This window comes from Caulobacter sp. Root343 (assembly GCF_001425745.1).
Lineage (GTDB): Bacteria > Pseudomonadota > Alphaproteobacteria > Caulobacterales > Caulobacteraceae > Caulobacter.
Genome location: NZ_LMDF01000008.1, coordinates 298,498 through 316,669 on the forward strand (window position 1 = coordinate 298,498; position 18,172 = coordinate 316,669).

23 protein-coding genes are annotated in these 18,172 nt (G+C 69.4%); 13 read left to right on the plus strand and 10 right to left on the minus strand.

The window, feature by feature from the left end; translation table 11 throughout:
• The first annotated feature begins 5 nt into the window (after positions 1-5).
• From hemW to ASC70_RS19765, 8 genes are all read left to right on the plus strand, one after another.
• Positions 6-1,136 (plus strand): radical SAM family heme chaperone HemW, encoded by a 1,131-nt coding sequence (gene hemW, locus ASC70_RS19730; protein ID WP_156396270.1) that lies wholly within the window; start codon positions 6-8, stop codon positions 1,134-1,136.
• A gap of 36 nt (positions 1,137-1,172) precedes the next feature.
• Positions 1,173-2,060: a 16S rRNA (cytidine(1402)-2'-O)-methyltransferase gene (gene rsmI / locus ASC70_RS19735; RefSeq protein WP_056053727.1), complete on the plus strand. Its 888-nt coding sequence runs from the start codon at positions 1,173-1,175 to the stop codon at positions 2,058-2,060.
• Complete coding sequence (locus ASC70_RS19740) at positions 2,060-2,452, plus strand: YraN family protein (RefSeq protein ID WP_056053575.1); 393 nt, start codon at positions 2,060-2,062, stop codon at positions 2,450-2,452. The genes rsmI and ASC70_RS19740 overlap by 1 nt, the downstream gene beginning before the upstream one ends.
• Before the next feature lies 1 nt (position 2,453).
• Complete coding sequence (locus ASC70_RS19745) at positions 2,454-3,269, plus strand: SirB1 family protein (RefSeq protein WP_056053577.1); 816 nt, start codon at positions 2,454-2,456, stop codon at positions 3,267-3,269.
• A 114-nt stretch (positions 3,270-3,383) separates the two neighbouring features.
• Positions 3,384-4,337 (plus strand): glutathione synthase, encoded by a 954-nt coding sequence (gshB, locus tag ASC70_RS19750; protein WP_056053579.1) that lies wholly within the window; start codon positions 3,384-3,386, stop codon positions 4,335-4,337.
• A 109-nt stretch (positions 4,338-4,446) separates the two neighbouring features.
• Positions 4,447-5,982: a YifB family Mg chelatase-like AAA ATPase gene (locus tag ASC70_RS19755; RefSeq protein ID WP_056053580.1), complete on the plus strand. Its 1,536-nt coding sequence runs from the start codon at positions 4,447-4,449 to the stop codon at positions 5,980-5,982.
• A gap of 36 nt (positions 5,983-6,018) precedes the next feature.
• Positions 6,019-7,575, plus strand: a complete 1,557-nt coding sequence (locus ASC70_RS19760; protein WP_056053581.1) for a response regulator — start codon at positions 6,019-6,021, stop codon at positions 7,573-7,575.
• Positions 7,576-7,611: 36 nt separating this feature from the next.
• A complete protein-coding gene (locus ASC70_RS19765; RefSeq protein ID WP_047413655.1) occupies positions 7,612-9,024 on the plus strand; it encodes a muropeptide MFS transporter in 1,413 nt (470 codons plus the stop codon).
• On the opposite strand, the gene ASC70_RS19770 is transcribed toward ASC70_RS19765, so the two are convergent.
• From ASC70_RS19770 to ASC70_RS19780, 3 genes are all read right to left on the minus strand, one after another.
• Positions 9,021-9,854, minus strand: coding sequence for a serine protease (locus tag ASC70_RS19770; RefSeq protein ID WP_047413656.1), 834 nt, complete (start codon positions 9,852-9,854; stop codon positions 9,021-9,023). The two genes, ASC70_RS19765 and ASC70_RS19770, sit on opposite strands and share 4 nt — an antisense overlap.
• Before the next feature lie 27 nt (positions 9,855-9,881).
• Complete coding sequence (locus tag ASC70_RS19775) at positions 9,882-10,310, minus strand: DUF350 domain-containing protein (RefSeq protein ID WP_047413657.1); 429 nt, start codon at positions 10,308-10,310, stop codon at positions 9,882-9,884.
• A 92-nt stretch (positions 10,311-10,402) separates the two neighbouring features.
• The gene (locus ASC70_RS19780; RefSeq protein ID WP_056053582.1) at positions 10,403-10,852 is read right to left on the minus strand and encodes an SRPBCC family protein; all 450 of its coding nucleotides are present in this window, start codon (positions 10,850-10,852) and stop codon (positions 10,403-10,405) included.
• 64 nt (positions 10,853-10,916) lie between these two features.
• On the opposite strand from ASC70_RS19780, the gene ASC70_RS19785 reads away from it, so the two are divergent.
• On the plus strand, positions 10,917-11,246 hold the full coding sequence (locus ASC70_RS19785; protein WP_056053583.1) for a helix-turn-helix transcriptional regulator: 330 nt from the start codon (positions 10,917-10,919) through the stop codon (positions 11,244-11,246).
• A gap of 6 nt (positions 11,247-11,252) precedes the next feature.
• On the opposite strand, the gene ASC70_RS19790 is transcribed toward ASC70_RS19785, so the two are convergent.
• Entirely contained in the window at positions 11,253-12,431 is a 1,179-nt protein-coding gene (locus tag ASC70_RS19790; RefSeq protein WP_056053592.1) for a cyclopropane-fatty-acyl-phospholipid synthase family protein, read from the minus strand.
• 58 nt (positions 12,432-12,489) lie between these two features.
• Between ASC70_RS19790 and ASC70_RS19795 the strand changes: the two genes are divergently transcribed.
• Positions 12,490-12,951, plus strand: coding sequence for an SAM-dependent methyltransferase (locus tag ASC70_RS19795; RefSeq protein WP_056053594.1), 462 nt, complete (start codon positions 12,490-12,492; stop codon positions 12,949-12,951).
• Positions 12,948-13,466, plus strand: a complete 519-nt coding sequence (locus ASC70_RS19800) for a GNAT family N-acetyltransferase (RefSeq protein WP_056053597.1) — start codon at positions 12,948-12,950, stop codon at positions 13,464-13,466. The genes ASC70_RS19795 and ASC70_RS19800 overlap by 4 nt, the downstream gene beginning before the upstream one ends.
• Positions 13,467-13,470: 4 nt before the next feature.
• On the opposite strand, the gene ASC70_RS19805 is transcribed toward ASC70_RS19800, so the two are convergent.
• From ASC70_RS19805 to ASC70_RS19815, 3 genes are read right to left on the minus strand one after another with little or no spacing between them, the layout of a single operon-like run.
• On the minus strand, positions 13,471-13,965 hold the full coding sequence (locus tag ASC70_RS19805) for a hypothetical protein (protein WP_056053599.1): 495 nt from the start codon (positions 13,963-13,965) through the stop codon (positions 13,471-13,473).
• Positions 13,966-13,984: 19 nt separating this feature from the next.
• On the minus strand, positions 13,985-14,635 hold the full coding sequence (locus tag ASC70_RS19810) for a lysoplasmalogenase (protein ID WP_056053602.1): 651 nt from the start codon (positions 14,633-14,635) through the stop codon (positions 13,985-13,987).
• Positions 14,625-15,035: a YkvA family protein gene (locus ASC70_RS19815; protein WP_056053605.1), complete on the minus strand. Its 411-nt coding sequence runs from the start codon at positions 15,033-15,035 to the stop codon at positions 14,625-14,627. Before ASC70_RS19815 ends, ASC70_RS19810 begins: the two co-directional genes overlap by 11 nt.
• A 56-nt stretch (positions 15,036-15,091) precedes the next feature.
• Here ASC70_RS19815 and ASC70_RS19820 point away from each other — a divergent pair, with 56 nt between their 5' ends.
• The gene (locus tag ASC70_RS19820) at positions 15,092-15,874 is read left to right on the plus strand and encodes an SDR family NAD(P)-dependent oxidoreductase (protein ID WP_056053609.1); all 783 of its coding nucleotides are present in this window, start codon (positions 15,092-15,094) and stop codon (positions 15,872-15,874) included.
• 130 nt (positions 15,875-16,004) lie between these two features.
• Here the strand turns inward: ASC70_RS19820 and ASC70_RS19825 are convergent, their stop codons facing one another.
• The 3 genes from ASC70_RS19825 to ASC70_RS19835 form a co-directional block, all read right to left on the minus strand.
• Positions 16,005-16,598 (minus strand): hypothetical protein, encoded by a 594-nt coding sequence (locus ASC70_RS19825; protein WP_047413667.1) that lies wholly within the window; start codon positions 16,596-16,598, stop codon positions 16,005-16,007.
• Between the two features lie 97 nt (positions 16,599-16,695).
• Entirely contained in the window at positions 16,696-17,328 is a 633-nt protein-coding gene (locus ASC70_RS19830) for a LysE family translocator (RefSeq protein ID WP_056053612.1), read from the minus strand.
• A 32-nt stretch (positions 17,329-17,360) separates the two neighbouring features.
• Positions 17,361-17,768, minus strand: coding sequence for an MAPEG family protein (locus tag ASC70_RS19835; protein ID WP_056053613.1), 408 nt, complete (start codon positions 17,766-17,768; stop codon positions 17,361-17,363).
• 177 nt (positions 17,769-17,945) lie between these two features.
• On the opposite strand from ASC70_RS19835, the gene ASC70_RS19840 reads away from it, so the two are divergent.
• Positions 17,946-18,146, plus strand: coding sequence for a KTSC domain-containing protein (locus ASC70_RS19840; protein ID WP_047413670.1), 201 nt, complete (start codon positions 17,946-17,948; stop codon positions 18,144-18,146).
• Positions 18,147-18,172 lie beyond the last annotated feature (26 nt).

Genomic DNA, 18,172 nt, shown 5'->3' on the forward strand with positions numbered 1-18,172 from the left:
CGGGCCTGGGCGTCTACGTCCATTGGCCCTACTGCGCGCGCATCTGTCCCTATTGCGACTTCAACGTCGTCCGCGACCGGGGCAAGACCGCCGAACAGGCGGCGCTGGCCGACGCCATTGTCGCCGACCTCGAAGCCCAGCGGGCGCTGACCGGCGACCAGGCCCTGCTGTCGATCTTCTTCGGCGGCGGCACGCCCTCGCTGATGGATCCCGCGCAAGTGGCGCGGGTGATCGAGACCGCCAAGCGCCTGTGGTCGCCGACCGCGGGCCTCGAGATCAGCCTCGAGGCCAACCCCACCGACGCCGAGGCCGGGCGCTTCGAGGCCCTGGCGGATGCGGGGGTCCAGCGGCTGTCGCTGGGCGTCCAGGCGCTGGACGACGAGTCGCTGAAAGCCCTGGGCCGCAATCACGACGCCGGCGCCGCGCGGCGAGCGATCGTTGCGGCGGCGAAGGCCTTTCCGCGCCTGTCGATCGACTTGATCTACGCCCGCCCCGGCCAGACCGATGCGGCGTGGCGCGCCGAGCTGTCCGAGGCCATCGCCATGGGTCCCGAGCACGTCTCGCCCTACCAGCTGACCATCGAGACCGGCACCGCCTTCGACCGCGCGGTCGGACGCGGAACCCTGAAGGTCCCCGACGAGGATCTGGCCGCCACTCTGTTCGAGACCACGCAAGAGGTGCTGGAGGCGGCCGGCTTCGACGCGTACGAGGTCTCAAACCACGCCAAGGGTCCGGCCGCCCGCTCGCGCCACAACCTCGTCTACTGGCGCGGCCGCGACTATGTCGGCGCCGGCCCCGGCGCGCACGGACGCTTGTCCCTGCCTGAAGGCCGCGCGGCGACGGTGGCCCGGCGCGGAATCAAGGACTACGTCACCGCCGTCGCGGAAACCGGCGTCGGCTTCGACCGCGAGATCCTGACGCCCGAGGAAGCGGCCGAAGAGCGCCTCGTCCTGGGCCTGCGCATCGACGACGGCGTCGGCTTCGACGAAATGACCCCGCTGGGCCTCGCGCCCGACCTGCCAAAAGTCCGCGATCTGGTCGAGGCGGGTCTGCTGGCCGACGACGCCAAACGATTGCGCGCGACCCGCGCCGGGCGTCTGGTGCTGGACCGGCTGACAGGGACGCTCGCGACCTGATATGCATTTGCTTCGCAAGCGAAAGGACGCGTGATTTTGAGCCGCCAGCTTCCCCCGCCAGCCTTGTCCGACGCGCCCCTGGCGCCCGGCCTCTATCTGGTGGCGACGCCGATCGGCAATCTGCGCGACATCACCCTGCGAGCGCTGGACGTGCTGGCCGCCTGTGACGTGCTGCTGGCCGAGGACACCCGCGTCACCGGCAAGCTGCTGGCCGCCTACGGCATCCGCACCAAGCTTGAGCGCCACGACGAGCACGTGGCCGAGCGGGCCATTCCCGGCGTCCTCGCGCGGCTGGAAGCCGGCGAGCGCGTGGCCCTGGTCTCGGACGCCGGCACCCCGATGGTCTCCGACCCCGGCTACCGCCTGGCCCGCGAGGCGATCGCCGCCGGCCATCCCGTGATCCCGATCCCCGGCGCCTCGGCGGTCCTGGCGGCCCTGACCTTGGCCGGCCTGCCCACCGACCGCTTCCTGTTCGCCGGCTTCCCGCCGCCCAAGAGCGCCGCGCGGCGGACCTTCCTGGAAGAATTCGCCAACACCCGCGCCACCCTGATCTTCTACGAGGGCGGCTCGCGGGTCGATGACTGCCTCGCCGACATGGCCGCCGTGTTCGGCGGCGCGCGGCAGGCCGCGGTCTGCCGTGAACTGACCAAGCTCTATGAGACCTGCATACGCGGGACGCTGGACGACCTGGCCGCCGATCCGCGCTTCGAAGCCCCCAAGGGCGAGATCGTCATCCTGGTCGGGCCGGGCAGCGAGAAGCTCGCGACCGCCGACGACGCCGAGGCCGCGTTGCGCGAGGCCATGGCCCGGCTGCCGCTGGGCGAGGCCGCCTCCGAGGTGGCCAAGGCCCTGGGCCTCTCGCGCAAGGATCTCTATCGCCAAGCGCTCTCCATGAAGGAACTGGCCATGAAGGAGCAGGCCTGATGACGGCCGGCGTCCGTCAGGCGCGGGGCGCCGCGGCCCGCAAGCTCGGTCGTCGGGCCGAGGTGCTGGCGGCGCTGTGGCTGATGGCCAAGGGCTACCGGATCCTGGGTTTCCGCCTCGCGACCCCGCTCGGCGAAATCGATCTGCTGGCGCAACGCGGACGGGTCCTGGCCGTTGTCGAGGTCAAGCAACGGGCCACGATCGAGGACGCCCTGGACGCCGTGACGCCGACCCAACGCGACCGCCTGCGCCGCGCCGCCGCCCATCTCAGCGCGCACCGCGCCGGCCTGCGCGACCTCCTCGTGCGGCTCGACCTGATCGCCCTGGCGCCAGGCCGGCCGCCGCGCCATCTGCCCGATGCCTGGCCAGACGGCTTCCGGATGGGGGCGTGAGATGACGCGCGACGAGGCCGAAGAGATCCTGACCAAGGCCGGCGAGGCCCCGGACGAGACCTTCCCGCTATTCCACGCCGCCTTGGCCTGCGCCGTCCACGACGATCCCAGCCGCGACACCACCCCGGCCGTCGCCCTGGCGCATGACGCCGTCGACCGCCTGCGCCGTCGCGTGGAGGCCGAGTCGCCTGAAGAGGCCGTGGCCGAGACTCTGGCGGGCGACCTGCGCCTGACCGGCGACGTCCTGACCTACGACCATCCCGACAACGCCGACATCATCGCCATCGCCGAGCGCCGCAAGGGCTTGCCGGTGGCTCTGGGCGTCTTCTACCTGCACGCCGCCCGCGAGGTGGGGCTGGAGCTGTACGGCGTCGACTTCCCCGGCCACTTCCTGCTGCGCATCGAGACCGAGGAGGGTCCGCTGGCGCTCGATCCGTTCAGCGAGGGCCGGGTGGTGCTGCCGTCGGAGCTGTCGCGGCGCGCCCTGCGCACCGGCCTGATGCCCGACGTCGCTTCGCGGCTGGAGCTGCTGATGGCCCCGATCTCGGACCGCGCCGTGCTGATCCGCCTGCAGAACAACATCTTCGCCCGCGCCCAGCAGGCCAAGGACTGGCCCCGCGCCGAGCGCTCGGCCCTGCGCCGCGCCCTGCTCAATCCCAACGACCACCGCCCCTGGCTGGACGTCGCCGCCGCCCGCGAGGGCCAAGGCGCCCTGGCCGGCGCCCTGCAGGCTCTCTCCCGCGCCCAGACCCTGGACGGCGGCCAGGCCATCGCGGCTCGAGCCGCACGCGAACGCATGCGGCTCAGACTCAACTAAGGAATGGGCGGCGCGAGAACGGATGCGGTTGAGGCTGAACTAGGCGCTCTACGGTTGGACGAAGGCGGAAGAACGCCTAACTAAGCCGTCGCGTCCAGAACCCCAGGAGTCCCCATGTCGCTGCGAGTCGCCGTCCAGATGGATCCCGTCCTGGGGATCAACATCGATACCGACACGACCTTCCTGATGATGATGGAGGCCCAGAACCGCGGGCACAAACTGTGGTTCTACACCCCCGACAAGCTGTCGCTGGAGGACGGCCGGGTGTTCGCCCGCGCCCAACCGCTGGAGGTGTTCGCCGAGAAGGGCGCCCACGCCAAGCTGGGCGAGACCGTGCTGCTGGACATGAAGGACGACGTCGACGTCGTCTTGATGCGCCAGGATCCGCCGTTCGACATGGCCTACATCACCGCCACCCACTTCCTGGAGAAGGTGCATCCCCACACCCTGGTGGTGAACAACCCGGCCGAGGTCCGCAACGCGCCCGAGAAGCTGTTCGTCACCGATTTTCCGGGCGTGCAGCCGCCGACCCTGATCACCAGTGACCACGAGGCGATCTACGATTTCCGCGCCCGCCATGGCGACATCGTGCTGAAGCCCCTCTACGGCGGCGGCGGCTCGGGCGTGGCGCGGCTGCTGGCCGACGACCCCAATCTCGACGCCCTGCTGGAACTGCACGCCATGATCGGTCGCGAGCAGGTCATCGCCCAGAAATTCGTCCCGGCCGTCAGCAAGGGCGACAAGCGCGTCCTGCTGGTCGACGGCGAGCCGGTGGGGGCCATCAACCGCGTGCCGGCCACCGGCCAGGTGCGGTCCAACCTGCGGGTCGGCGGCCGCGCCGAGGCGGTCGAGCTGACCGCCCGCGACCTCGAACTCTGCAAGATCATCGGGCCCGAACTAAAACGCCGTGGACTGATCTTTGTCGGCATCGACATCATCGGCGAGTACCTGACCGAGATCAACGTCACCTCGCCGACCGGCGCGCAACAGCTGAAGCGATTTACCGGCATCGACGCGGCGGCTGTACTTTGGGGTCGGATAGACGACATTCGCCGCAACGGTGGGTAACTCTGCGTAAAGACGGCGACTTCCCGAAACGTTCGTTTTTCGTTCTTGCTCCATTTCCAAAGCTATGCTGCTTCTTGTGGATAAAGTCGATTGTCCATGAGGGGTTTGGATGGCCGCCAGGGTTGTCACCGTCGCGTTCGAAGGCGTCGAGGCCCGACGCGTCGACGTCGAGGTGCAGCTGACCACGGGTCAGCACGCCTTCGTGGTCGTCGGCCTCGCCGACAAGGCGGTCGCCGAGAGCCGTGAGCGGGTGCGCGGCGCCTTCGCGGGCCTGGGCCTCTCCCTGCCCGGCAAGCGCATCGTCGCCAACCTGGCCCCGGCCGACATGCCCAAGGAGGGCACGCACTTCGACTTGCCGATCGCCCTGGCGGTGATGGCGGCCCTGGGCGTCATCCCGCTGGACGCGCTCGACGGCTGGGCGGCCATGGGCGAGCTCTCGCTGGACGGCCGCATCGTGCCTGCCGCTGGGGCCTTGCCGGCGGCGATGGCGGCCGGCGCCATGGACCTCGGCCTGATCTGCCCGGAGGCGTCCGGTCCGGAAGCGGCCTGGGCGGGCGGCACGCGGATCCTGGCCCCGCGCTCGCTGGTCTCGCTGATCAACCATTTCCGGGGCAGCCAGATCCTGTCGGCCCCGACACCAGGCCCGATCGTCGAGGGCGAGCGACCCAAGGACCTGCGCGACGTCAAGGGCCAGGAGCACGCCAAGCGCGCGCTCGAGATCGCCGCGGCCGGCGGCCACAACCTGCTGTTCGTCGGCCCGCCGGGCTCGGGCAAGTCGATGCTGGCCCAGCGCCTGCCAGGCCTCTTGCCGCCACTGACCTCGACAGAGCTGCTGGAGACCTCGATGGTCCATTCGGTGGCCGGGCTGATCGCTCGGGGGACCTTGACCCGCGCCCGGCCCTTCCGATCGCCGCATCACAGCGCCAGCATGGCCGCCCTGACCGGCGGCGGCCACCGCGCCAAGCCGGGCGAGGTCTCGCTGGCCCACAATGGCGTGCTGTTCCTGGACGAGCTTCCCGAGTTCGGTGTCCAGGCCCTGGACAGCCTGCGCGGGCCGCTGGAGACGGGCGAGGTGATGGTCGCGCGGGCCAACGCCCACGTGCGCTATCCGGCCCGCGTGCAGTTGGTCGCGGCGATGAACCCCTGCCGCTGCGGCCATGGCGGCGCCGGCCGAGGCTATTGCGGCAAGGCTCCGCGTTGCCAGAAGGACTATCAGGGCCGCGTCTCGGGCCCGCTGATGGACCGCATCGACCTGGCCGTCGATATGCCCGCCGTCACCGCCGCCGACCTGTCCCTGCCGCCACCCGCCGAGGGCTCGGCCGAGGTCGCCGCGCGAGTGGCCCGGGCTCGGGCTCTGCAACTCAATCGCGCCGAGGACCTGGAAGAGGCTGACGGCCTGAACGGCCGCGCCGAGGGCGCCTTCCTGGAGAAGATCGCCGGCCTGGACGAGCCGGGCCGCGCCCTGCTGGCCCGCGCCGCCGAGGCCGGCCGGATCAGCGCCCGGGGCTGGACTCGCGTGCTGCGCCTGGCCCGCACCATCGCCGACCTGGAGGGCGCCGACAGCGTCAAACGCGTCCACGTCGCCGAGGCCTTGGCCCACCGGCGTACGACAACCGCGCCCGGGGAGGAAACGCTTCCGGCTTGACCGGCCGTTAAGTCGCGCCGGCTAGGATCCCCGGTCATGAGCGACCCCAAAACCAAAGATGGGCGACCCGGCGTCACGCCCGAGCAGCTGGCCACCTTGAGCCACGAGTTCCGCACCCCGTTGAACGGCGTGCTGGGCATGGCGCGCCTGCTGGAAAACACCAAGCTGACGGCCGAGCAGCGGTCGTACGTCACCGCCCTGCGCGAGAGCGGCGACCACCTGCTGTCGCTGGTCAACGACGTGCTGCACTTCGCCCGCCTCGGCGCGGCCTCGATCGAGCTCAGCCTCGCACCCGTGGACATCGAGGGCCTGTTGCGCCAGGTCGCCGAACTGATGAGCCCGCGCGCCCACGAGAAGGGCGTTGAGATCGCCTGGGCCCTGCCCTCGCCCCTGCCGACCATCCGCGCCGACGAAGGCCGCCTGCGCCAGATCCTGCTGAACTTCGCCGGCAACGCCGTGAAGTTCACCGAAGCCGGCGGCGTGCTGCTGTCGGCGACGGCCATGGAAGGCGGCCGCATCCGCTTTTCGGTGGCCGACACCGGGCCAGGTGTCGCGCCCGAGGCGCGAACCCGCATCTTCGAAGCCTTCGTGCAGACCGACATCACCCACGCCACCCAGCTCGGCGGCGCCGGCCTGGGCTTGGCCATCGTCGCGCGGCTGGCCAGCGCCATGGACGGCGAGATCGGGGTCGGCGGCGAGCTGGGCCAGGGCGCCGAGTTCTGGTTCGAGGCGCCATTTGAAATAGCCGCCCCCGCCCTCCGGGCGGCGCCGCTGGAAGGCCGGTGCGTGGCCATCGCCTCGCCCAACGCCATCGTCCGCGCCGCCACAGCGCGCCAGATCGAGGCCGCGGGCGGCCGCGCCTTCGCCGCCGTCGACATCGCCTCGGCCCTGTCCGGAGCGCCTGCCGACGCCGTCCTGCTGATCGACGCCGCCCTGGCGGGTCCGCGCGGCGCGCTCAAGCCGCCGGCCGGCCGCAAGGCCGTGGTGCTGCTGACGCCCGAGCAGCGCGATCGCATCGACCGTCTGAAGGCCGCTGGCTTCAGCGGCTACCTGATCAAGCCATTGCGCGCCGCCTCCCTGGTCGCCCAGGTGCTGCGGGCCAGCGTCGCTCATGGCCACGAGGACGCCGCCTCGGCCGAAGAGCCCGCCCATGACGATCGCATCGCCGGCGCCGTCGCCCACGGGGTGCGCGTGCTGCTGGCCGAGGACAATCCGATCAACGCCCTGCTGGCCCGCACCCTGCTGGAGCGCGAAGGCTGCAAGGTCGACCGCGTCGCCGACGGCGAACAGGCGGTGGCCGCCGCCGTGGCCGGGGCCTACGACCTGATCCTGATGGACCTGCGCATGCCGGGCCTGTCCGGCGTCGAGGCCGCCAGGGCCCTGCGCGCCAAGGGCGTCGCCGCGCCGATCGCGGCCCTGACCGCCGACGCCTTCGACGAGGACAAGCGCGCCTGCCTGGCCGCCGGCATGGACGACTTCCTGGTCAAGCCTCTCACGCAGGAAGCCCTGCGCGATGCTCTCAAGCGCTGGACGACCGGCGGCGCGTCCTCCGGCTGGACGAAAACCTCGGCGCGGGCCAAGGTCGCCTCCTGATTTCGGAGGGGGCCCGCGCTCGCGCGGGGACGACGCATGGCGGGAATCGCGGCGACGAAGAAGCGCGGCATGATGGAAGTCCTGCGCGCATTGGGTAGGCCGCGCGTCGGCGTGATGCTGGCCCTGGGCTTCTCGTCGGGCCTGCCGTTCATGCTGATCGGTAACACCCTGGGCTTCTGGCTCAGCGAAAACGATATCAAGCTGAAGGCGATCGGCTATCTCTCATGGGCGGGGCTGGCCTATCTCTGGAAGTTCATCTGGGGCGCGATCGTCGATCACCTGCCGGCCCCGTTCATGGCCGCCATCCTGGGACGCCGGCGCGGCTGGATGATCGTCACCCAGGTCGGCATCGGCGTCGGTCTGGTCGGCATGGCCGTGGCCGGTCCGCATAACCTGCCCTTGCTAGGCGGTTTCGCGGTGCTGACCGGGATCATGGCCGCCATGCAGGACACGGTGATCGACGCCTGGCGCATCGAGATCGCCGAGGATCCCGACGAGCTGGGCCTGCTGACAGCCGCCTACAGCCTGGGCTTCCGCATCGCCATGTTCGCCACCGAGGCCCTGATCCTGCTGGTGGCCACCGCCATCGGATGGGCGCTCAGCTACGGCATCTTCGGCGCGCTGGTCGTGGTCGGCCTCGGGGCCTCGATCCTGGCCAAGGAGCCGACCCGGGCCGACAAGGCCATGGAGGCCCTGGCCAAGGACAAGCCGCCTTTCTCGCTGACCGGCGCCTGGGACGCGGTGGCCGGGCCGTTCGTCGCCTTCTTCAAGGCGCACGGGGTCAGCACCGCCATCCTGATGCTGCTGATGATCACGACCTACCACCTGTGCGACTACATGCGCGGGCCGATGAGCAATCCGTATTACCTGGCCCTGGGCCTGGACAAGCCGACCATAGCCGTGGTGCGCGGCGCGATCGGCGTGCCGGTGACCATCGCCGGCATCGCCATCGGCGGCCTGCTGTCGGTGCGTCTGGGCGTGATCCGCACCCTGCTGCTCGGCGCGATCCTGCAGCCGATCGGCGTCGGCGCGTTCGCTCTGCTCGGCATGCATGGCGGAGACTACCCGCTGATCAGCCTGGGCGGTCTGCACTTGACGGCGTTCGAGACCATCATGGCCTTCGACGCCTTCGCCATCGCCATCTCGGGCATCGCCTTGATCGGCTACATGTCCAGCCTGACCAGCCTCGGCTACACCGCCACCCAGTATGCTCTGATGACCTCGGCCATGGCCTGGAGCGGCAAGATCCTCAAGGGTTTCTCCGGCGAGATCGTCGAGAACCTGCAGGCCGGCGGCCGCACCCTGCTGCAGGCCTATTCGACCTTCTATCTGGGCTCGGCGGCGATCGGCATTCCGGCGGTGCTGCTGTGCCTGGTGCTGGCCAACCAGCAGGCCAAGGCGATCGCGGCCGCCAAGGCCCAGGGCGTGGCGACGACGGCCGAGGCCTAGACCGCCAGACAGACCACCTGGGCCACGCGCAGGTCGCGGCGCAGGCCGTCGGCCACCCGGCCGTAGTTCTCGGTGGTGATCGGCTCGCTGGGCGCGAACTCGGACGGCGAGGGCCGGCGATGCGGGCCCAGCAGGGTCTTCAGGGTCTCTGGCGCGGTCGTATAGATGCGGCCGCGACGCGGAGCCTCGGCCACGGTCACCCCGATCACCCGCCCGGCGCTGTCCAGCGCCGGCGAGCCCGACAGGCCGGCCAGGGTGCCCTTCAGCGTGTCGGTGCGTCCGACCTCGGCCCAGACCAAGACAGGCTCGGTGCGCGCGCCCCGGCCGTGGACAACCAGGTTCTCGCGACCCAGCAGGCGCGAAGCCGCCTCGCCCGGATGACCTTGGGGGAAGCCCGGATGATAGGCGCGCGCGCCGCGGCGCAGGGTCAGGTCCAGGCCCAGCGGCACGGCCGGCGCCCCGCCTTCGGTGGTCAGGATGGCCGCGTCGGCCTTGGGATCGACGTGGATCGTGGCGGCCACGCCGCGTCCGTCGGCCACGACAATGGCGGCGCGCTTGCAGCCTTCGACCACGTGGCGGGCGGTCAGCCAGGTGCCGTCGTCGCCGACGGAGAAGGCCGTGCCCGAGCCCGGTTCCGGTCGGTCGGGCACCTGGACCACGATCGACGGGTCGAACGGCGAGGACGGCCCCAGCGGCAGCCCCTCCTCGCCCGGCACCGGCGGCGGCGGCGGCGGCGCGTCCGAACGCTCCTGCCGGCCGACCGCGACGATCACCAGGGCGCTGACCGCCGCGGCGTAGACCAGCCAGTCGGGAAGCTTGGGAAAATGCACCTCAGGACGCCCCCGGGCCCGGCGCGATCAGCCGGCCACGGCGGCGGCGAGGATCAGGGCGGTCGCCAGCTTGGCGCCGACCAGCAGGGCGGCGGCGGCGACTTCGCCCTCGTGGATGCGCTCGGGCAAACCCTTCAGCACCATGTCGGTGACGCGGAAGACCAGCAACTGCACGGCGATGGTCGCCGCCCCCCAGATCATGATCTCGATCACCGAGGTCGAGGCGGTCAGCGAAATGGCCAGCGGAATGGCCAGGCCCACCATCACCCCGCCCAGCGACAAGGCCGCCGCGGAGTTGCCTTCGCGGATCAGGGTGATTTCCTTGTGCGGGGTCAGCAGGGCGTAGAGCGCCGTCCCCAGAATCAGCATGACCAGGGTCACGCTGGCGTGCAGCAGGGTGACCGGAAAGCCGGTGGCGAAGGCCTGGACCTCGGGCGACTGAAGCTGGGACGGCATGGACGCGGACTACCCCCGAAAATCTACAGCGCCCTGACTAACACGGGTCGACGAGGCTTCGTAGGGGGCGCCCGCATCCGGCGACCGGCGGGCTACTTGTAGAAGCCCTGGCGCAGGTTCAGGCCGTGCTCGACGAACACCTTCATCGCGCACAGCATGCCGGTCCAGCCCTCGCAATTGCCGAACGCGGCCTTCTCGCCCGCCGGCGTGTCGCTCCAGCCGGCCTCGTGGATCTTGACTAGGGTGCGGCCGTCGCCGAGGTCCTCGAAGGTCATGGTCACGGTGGTCTGGTAGTCGGCGCCTTTCTCGGACGTCCCCCAGCGCAGGACGATCTTCGCGTTCGGCGTGACCTCGACCACCTCGACCGGGAAGGCGCCCGGGAAGTCGTGGAAATCCCAGGTGACGGTCACGCCGGTCTCCAACCGCCCCTGGGCGCCGCCGGTGGTGAAGTAGCCGGAGAGCTTCTTGGGATCGGCCACGGCCTCGAAGACCTCGGCCACGGGCTTAGCGACGCGGCCGCTGACAGTGAATTCGTGCGACATGGATACCTCCATCCTTGCTGCCCCAACTCTTGCTAGGAGGGACCATATGTTATAACTTTATAACATGTCAAACGAGGACGAAGCGGACCTGATCTTCAAGGCGCTGGGACACCGCGTCCGGCGCCAGATCCTGGACCTGTTGAAGGCCGAGCCGCGCACGACCGGCATGCTGTGCGCCCTGATCCCCGACCTGGACCGCTGCACGGTGATGCAGCACCTCTCCGTGCTTGAGGAGGCCGGCCTGGTCGTCGCCGAGCGGCGTGGGCGCGAGCGCTGGAACCACCTGGACGCCCTGCCCGTCCATGCCATCCACGAACGCTGGATCGGTCCCTACGCGGCCTATGCGGCGGGGATGCTCAGCCGGCTGAAGAAGGCGGTCGAAGAGGAGGCGTAAGCGCGTTCAGGGGGCCTTCAGCAGATAGTCCCGGGTCAGCGGCGCCGCGTCACGCTTCTTGGCCAGCTGGATCTGGAAGACCATGTGGCCGCCGTGCCGGAAGCCCAGCTCCGCGCCGGCCAGATAAAACTCCCACATCCGCCGGAAGCGGCCGTCGAACATCTGCGGGATGTCCGGATCGGCCATGAACCGTTCGCGCCAGATGCGGCAGGTCTCGGCGTAGTGCACGCGCAGGATCTCGATGTCGGTGATCCACAGGCCCGCCTGCTCGATGGCGGTGACCACCTCCGACAGGCCGGGGATGTAGCCGCCCGGGAAGATGTATTTCTGGGTGAAGGCGTTTGTCGCCCCCGGGCCGTGCATCTTGCCGATCGCGTGGACCAGGGCGACGCCGTCGTCGGTCAGCAGGCGATTGATGGTCTCGAAATAGGTCCGGAAGTTCGGCGCGCCGACATGCTCCAGCATGCCGACCGAGACGATGCGGTCGAACGGCTCGTCCAGGTCGCGGTAGTCGGTCAGGCGGAATTGGACCTTGTCCGACAGCCCGGCCTTCTCGACGCGCTCGGTCGCCAGGGCCAGCTGCTCGGTCGACAGGGTCACGCCCGTCATCCGGGCCCCGAAGTCCTTGGCCAGGGTCATGGAGAGGCCGCCCCAGCCCGAGCCGATGTCCAGGGTCTTCATGCCCGGCTCGATCAGCAGCTTGCGGCCGATCAGGGCCTTCTTGGCGGCCTGAGCCTCCTCCAGCGTCATGTCCGGACGCTCGAAATAGGCGCAGCTGTACTGCATGTCGGTGTCGAGGAAGCGCCGGTAGAGGTCGTTCGACAGGTCGTAGTGATGGGCGACGTTGCGGCGCGAGGCGACCCGGCCGTTGACCTGCTGGACGCGCCGCTTCACGGCTTTGCGGAAACGGGTGAAGGCCGAGCCGCGCTTGGGTTTGCGGCCACCGCTCTCGCCGACGATCTCCAGCAGCTGGGGCAGGGTCCCCTGCTCGAAGACGACGTCCTCTTCCATATAGGCTTCGCCGAGGCCCAGACTCGGATTGGCCAGCCGGCGCAGACCGCGGCTGTTGATCCGAATCACCACGGGCGGTCCCGTGCCGTCCCCGGTCTTGACGACGCGCCCTCCGGGCAGATGCGCCGTGAGGTCGCCGGTCTTGATCATTTTACGGAGCAGGGCTTCGATCATGGCGCCAACTTAAGGCGTAGTTTGTCCGCGACAACCTGTCGCACACGGAGAAAATCACATGACGATCGCCATGACCCCGATCGGACGCGTCGAGGGCGGCCGCGCCGTCCCCGAGGACGACGACTGGGGCGGCAGCCGCGCTCGGATCGTGCTCGACGCCGAGCGGTTCGACGATGAGGCGCTGATGGGCCTGGAAACCTTCAGCCACGCCGAGGTGGTCTATGTGTTCGACAAGGTCACCGACGATCAGGTCGTCACCGGCGCCCGCCATCCGCGCGGCAACCCGGCATGGCCGCGCGTCGGCATCTTCGCTCAGCGCGGCAAGAATCGGCCCAATCGAATCGGCGTGACGGTCTGCGAGATCCTTGCCGTGAACGGCCGCGTGCTGGAGGTCCTGGGCCTGGACGCCATCGACGGCACGCCGGTTCTCGACATCAAGCCGGTGATGAGCGGCTTCGCGCCGCGCGGCCCGCATCGCGAGCCCGACTGGGCCCGAGCGATCATGGAACGCTACTGGTGAGCGCCGACCTCGTCGTCAGCCGGGCTCGCGCCGACGAGGCGCCGATCATCGCCAACCTTATGCAGTTCTATATCCACGACTTCTCGGAGCTGTGGTTCGACCGCGAGGTCGAGGGCGAGCTGGGTCCCGACGGGCGGTTCTCGGACTATCCGCTGCTGGAGACCTACTGGTCGGATCCGTCGCGCGAGCCGTGGCTGTTCCGGTTGGGCGGCCTGCCGGTCGGCTTCGCCTTGGTCAACGATGTCGCCCATTCCGAGACGCCGGTCGATCGGGCGGTGGCCGAGTTCTTCGTCGTCCGCAAACACCGGCGACGCGGCGTCGGCCAGGCCGCGGCCCACGCCCTGTTCGGAACCGCGTGGGGCGTCTGGGAGGCGGCCGTGGTCCGCCGCAACATCGGGGCCTTGGCGTTCTGGCGCACGGCCGCGGCCAGCTATCCGGGCGTGCGGGACATTGTCGAGGAAGACCATCGCGACGGCCTGTGGGACGGCGCGGTGCTGCGCTTCCGAGTGGGGTAGCCGGCTAGAGCTTCCGCAGCTCCGGGCAGGCGCCAGGTTCGGCCGTCCAGCTGATGCTGGCGATCTTCCAGGCCCCGTCGTTCTTCGCCCCGTCCGCCTTCACCAGCGTGAAGACGTCGACCCCGCAATGCAGGGTCTTGCCGTCCTTGGAGACCTCGTAGGGCGCGCTGATCGTGGCCAGGGCGCCGCGGCGAATGATCACCGGCGACCAGATCCACTCCTTGATCCCCGGATCCATGTGCTTGCCGAAGCTGTCCTCGAAAGCCACGCGGCTGACCTTGATGGTCCCGTCGGCCTGAGTGCGCACGCCCATGAACTGGGCGTTGGGCAGGACGGTAGCGCGCATGGCCTCGGGGCTGGCGGCGGCCATGCCGTCGAAGAAGGCCTGAGCCACGGCGAGGACCGCCTTGTCCTCCGGATCGGCCGGCGGGGTCGCGGCGAGCCCAAGGCTGGCGCCCCCAAGGCTGGCGATGGCGGCGGCGAGCAGCAGGGCGGGCATGGCGGTCTCCAGGTTGAGGTCAGCTCAGCATGCCATGGCAGATGCTGGCCTGGGCGCCCCAGTAGAGGGCCCAGACGGCCCAGGCGGTCAGACGCGGCGAGCCAAGCAGCTTGGCGTTCTTGAACAGGTCGAACGAGAGGATGGCGTCGGAGGCCATGAAAGCCAGCGCCCCGACGGTGGTCGGCCAGGCGCGCGTGGGCAGCAGCAGGCTGGAAACCACCATGCCGACAATGGCCAGAACGTAGACGACGACCGGGATGCGCAGCTTGCCCAGCGATCCCCACAGGGCGCGCAGTATCAGGCCGGCGGCCGCGCCGACCGCGCCGGCGGCGGGCCAGAACCAGGTCGGCGGCGCGCCGGCGCGCTCCAGGAACAGCGGGATGTAGACCAGATGGCCGACCAGGAAGGCGGCCAGACCCAGCGGCAGCCAGCGCTTGGGATCGCCGGCCAGGAAGGCGTCGCCCAGGGCGCAGAAAGCCAGGGCGACGGCCAGCAGCACCGAACCGCCGTCCAGATAGGCCAGCACGGCCAGGGCCGCGACAGAGGCCGTCTTGACGATCGTTCGCGAGATCGAGGGCGATTGCTCGACAAACACCAGGCCGTAGGCGAGGGCGCTGCCCGCCGCGACCGCCCACAATCCAAGTTCGATCGAGAACGCCTCAGGCGTCATCGGAAAGGCGCTGCAGGAAGGCTTGCGCAGCCTCCTTGTGGCGGGGCTTCAAGGTCTTGCCGAGGATGGCGACCAAGGCCGCGAACACCGCCGCGTCGTCGGTGAAGCCGATGGCCGGCAGGATGTCCGGGATCGCGTCGGTGGGCAGGACGAAATAGGCCAACGCCGCCAGCATCATGCCCTTGGCCGCCGTCGGGGTTTCGGGATCGCGGGCGCACCACCAGACCGACAGGGCGTCCGAGGCGAACGGCACCCTGGCGGCCACCCGGCGGATCTTGGGCAGGAAGCCGCGCTTCACCCGTTCCTCGTTGACCCGCACCGTGGCCGGGACCAGCGCCTTGGCCGGATCCAGCACCTTGTTGACGTTGACGTCGGGGGACGGTTTGGCGTCACGGCTCATGGGTCTAAACCTTCCTGCTAAAGCCGATCCTAAACGCAAACTTTGGGGAAACGTCCATGAAACTCGACAACTCCGTCGCCGCCGTCGTCACGGGGGGCGCCTCGGGCCTCGGCGAGGCCACCGCCCGCGCCCTGGCCGCCCAGGGTGTCAAGGTCGCCATCTTCGACATGAACGAGGCGGCCGGCCAGACGGTCGCCGACGAGATCGGCGGCGTGTTCTGCAAGGTCAATGTGACCAGCGACGCCGACGTCGACGCCGGCTTCGAGAAGGCCCGCGCGGCCCATGGCCAGGAGCGGGTGCTGGTCAACTGCGCCGGCACGGGCAACGCGATCAAGACCGCCAGCCGCGACAAGGCCACCGGCGAGACCAAGCACTTCCCGCTCGACGCCTTCGACAAGATCATCCAGATCAACCTGGTCGGCACGTTCCGCTGCATCGCCAAGTCGGCCAAGGGCATGCTGGACCTCGCGCCGCTGGAAGACGGCGAGCGGGGGGCGATCGTCAACACCGCCAGCGTCGCCGGCGAGGACGGCCAGATCGGCCAGGCCGCCTATTCGGCCTCGAAGGGCGGCGTCATCGGTATGACCCTGCCGATCGCCCGCGACCTGATGAATGACGGCATCCGCGTCAACACCATCCTGCCGGGCATTTTCAACACGCCGCTGATGAACGGCGCGCCCGACAACGTGAAGGCTGCGCTGGCCGCCAGCGTGCCATTCCCCAAGCGCTTCGGCCGTCCCGAGGAATACGCCCAGCTGGCGCTGACCATGATCACCTGCGGCTATTTCAACGGCGAGGACGTGCGCCTGGACGGCGGCATCCGCATGCCGCCGCGCTAGCCCCCAGATCCTCCCCCGCATTGCGGGGGAGGTGGCCCAGAGGGCCGGAGGGGGCTAATGCGGCTTGCGTCCAGCTCGCCCCTCAGTCGCTCCGCGACAGCTCCCCCGCCTCGCGGGGGAGCATCTTTCCCTACTTCACTTCCGGCCGCACGATCGTGCTGGCCAGGTTGGCCATGATCTCGCGGGCGTCGTAGGCGCGCGGGTCGCCTTCCGGCTTCTTGCCCTTGTGCATCACGATCTCGGCCCCCGCCTCGAACTTCTCGACGGTGCGGATCTGGGCGCGGTCGGCGAAGAAGGGGTCACCCCAGAAGGGGTCCCAGGTGCGCCAGCCATAGCCGCCGCCGTAGTAGCGCCACGACGGGCGCCAGTAGCCGTACGGATATCCGAAGCCGAAGCCAGGACGCATGAACGGGTCGGGCTCGACATAGCTGCGGGCCGTGCGGTCGGTGCGGTGGTCGGCGGTCTCGAACCAGTCATAGCCCTGCTGCACGGTCAGCTCGGCCGATCGATAAAGCAGATAGCGCTCGACGGTCTCGCGCGAGGTCAGGCTGTTGCCGGCGAAGCTGACGCGATAGCGGTCGGCTTCCAGGCGCTGCTCGGAGAACCCGCCGGTGACCGAGCCGGACGTGACGCGCGGCTGGTAAGGTGTCGGGGTGGCGCAGGCGGACACCAGCCCGACGGCGACCGCGAGCGCGGCGGCGATGGCGGCCTTTTTCATGAACATGACTTGCTCCTTCAAGCGGAGTCCTCGGTGTTAGAATCAACTCTGACGGGGCTTTGTGGTTTCGCCAAGGCGCAGTTTGATACAGGCCTGAAATCACTCAGCCTCTGGATACGATCAGTACGGCCGCCGTGATCAAAAGAACGCCGACCAGGATCGCGAATCCTCGGCGAAAACCTGGCTCGTTCATGCGCGTGGACAGCGCCGCCCCGCCCAGGCCGTAGCTGGACATGCTGATCAGGTCCATGCCGATGGTGGCGCAGGCGAACATGATCAGCTGCGGGGCCAGCGGTCGCTCGACGTCCAGGAACGGCGGCAGCACGGCCGAGAAGAACAGCAGGATCTTCGGGTTGGCGATCTGGACCGTGAAGCCGTCGAAAAAGGCCGAGCGTCCGGCCCGGACGGTGGCCGAGGCATGGCTTTCGACGTTCTTGATCCCCGCCCACAGCGACTTCAGCCCCAGCCAGACCAGATAGGCCGCGCCGGCCAGGGCCAGGACGTGGAACGCCTTCGGAAAGGCGATGATCAGCGCGCCCAGGCCCAAGGCCGAGCCGGTGAACCAGACCAGGGTGGCGGTGTTCATGCCAAGCACGCTGATCAATGCCGCGCCCTTGCCGCGCTCCATGCCGGTGGCGATGGCGAACAGGTTGGCCGGGCCGGGCGTGATGGCCATGACGAACATGGCGACCAGGAAGGCGCCGTAGCGGGCGGGATCGACGGGCAGGTGGTCCATGGCGCGGATATAGGCTCCGCGCCACGGCCGAGCTAGTTGCCGATCACGATCAGGATGTAGATCGCTCGGCCCAGGGCGCCGAACAGCAACACGGCGGTCGCCAGGGCCTGGATGATGAAGCCGACCTCGCGCTTCTTGGGATCGGCCGCGTAGCCCAGGGCGTAGAGAATTCGGCCGATCATCCAGACGACCCCCAGGCCGGCGGCGACCAGGTCGTTCCAGTAGACGGCGAACAGCCACAGTGAGGGCAGGTAGATAACCAGCCACTCGACGGTATTGGCCTGAATGCGCAGGTGCCGCTCAAGCTCCGGGTGGCCGGTCATGGCGGGGGCGTCGATCCCGGTCCTGCGCCGCGCGCCACCGATCCGGAAGATCATCCAGAAATAGACCAGCAGCGACACCAGCGTGACGATGGCCACGAGCGCGTGGGACTGATGCATGGGCGTTTTGTTCTCCCTGGCCGGGCGCTCGAAGCGGCGCCGTTGAGCCGAACGCACCGTAGAGGCGTTCGGCTCCGCGTCTATCCCTGACGGCGCAAGGACCGCGACATGGGAACCGGCGAGCGGCGAGATCGCTCTCTAGGGAGATTGATCCCTGTCCCGCGGAGGCGTCAGGCCATGCAGGTGGAATCCACGGCGATCCGAGAGATCGACTACAGCCCCGAACACGGCAAGCTGTTCGTCACGTTTCAGGACGGCGACGAATACGTCTATGTCGGCGTGCCCGAACGGGTCGGCAAGGCGTTCTTCCGCGCGCCGTCGAAAGGGCGGTTCTTCCAGCGGATGATTCGCGACCGTTATCCCTACAACAGGGTCTGAAACGAAAAACGCCCCGACCATCGGCC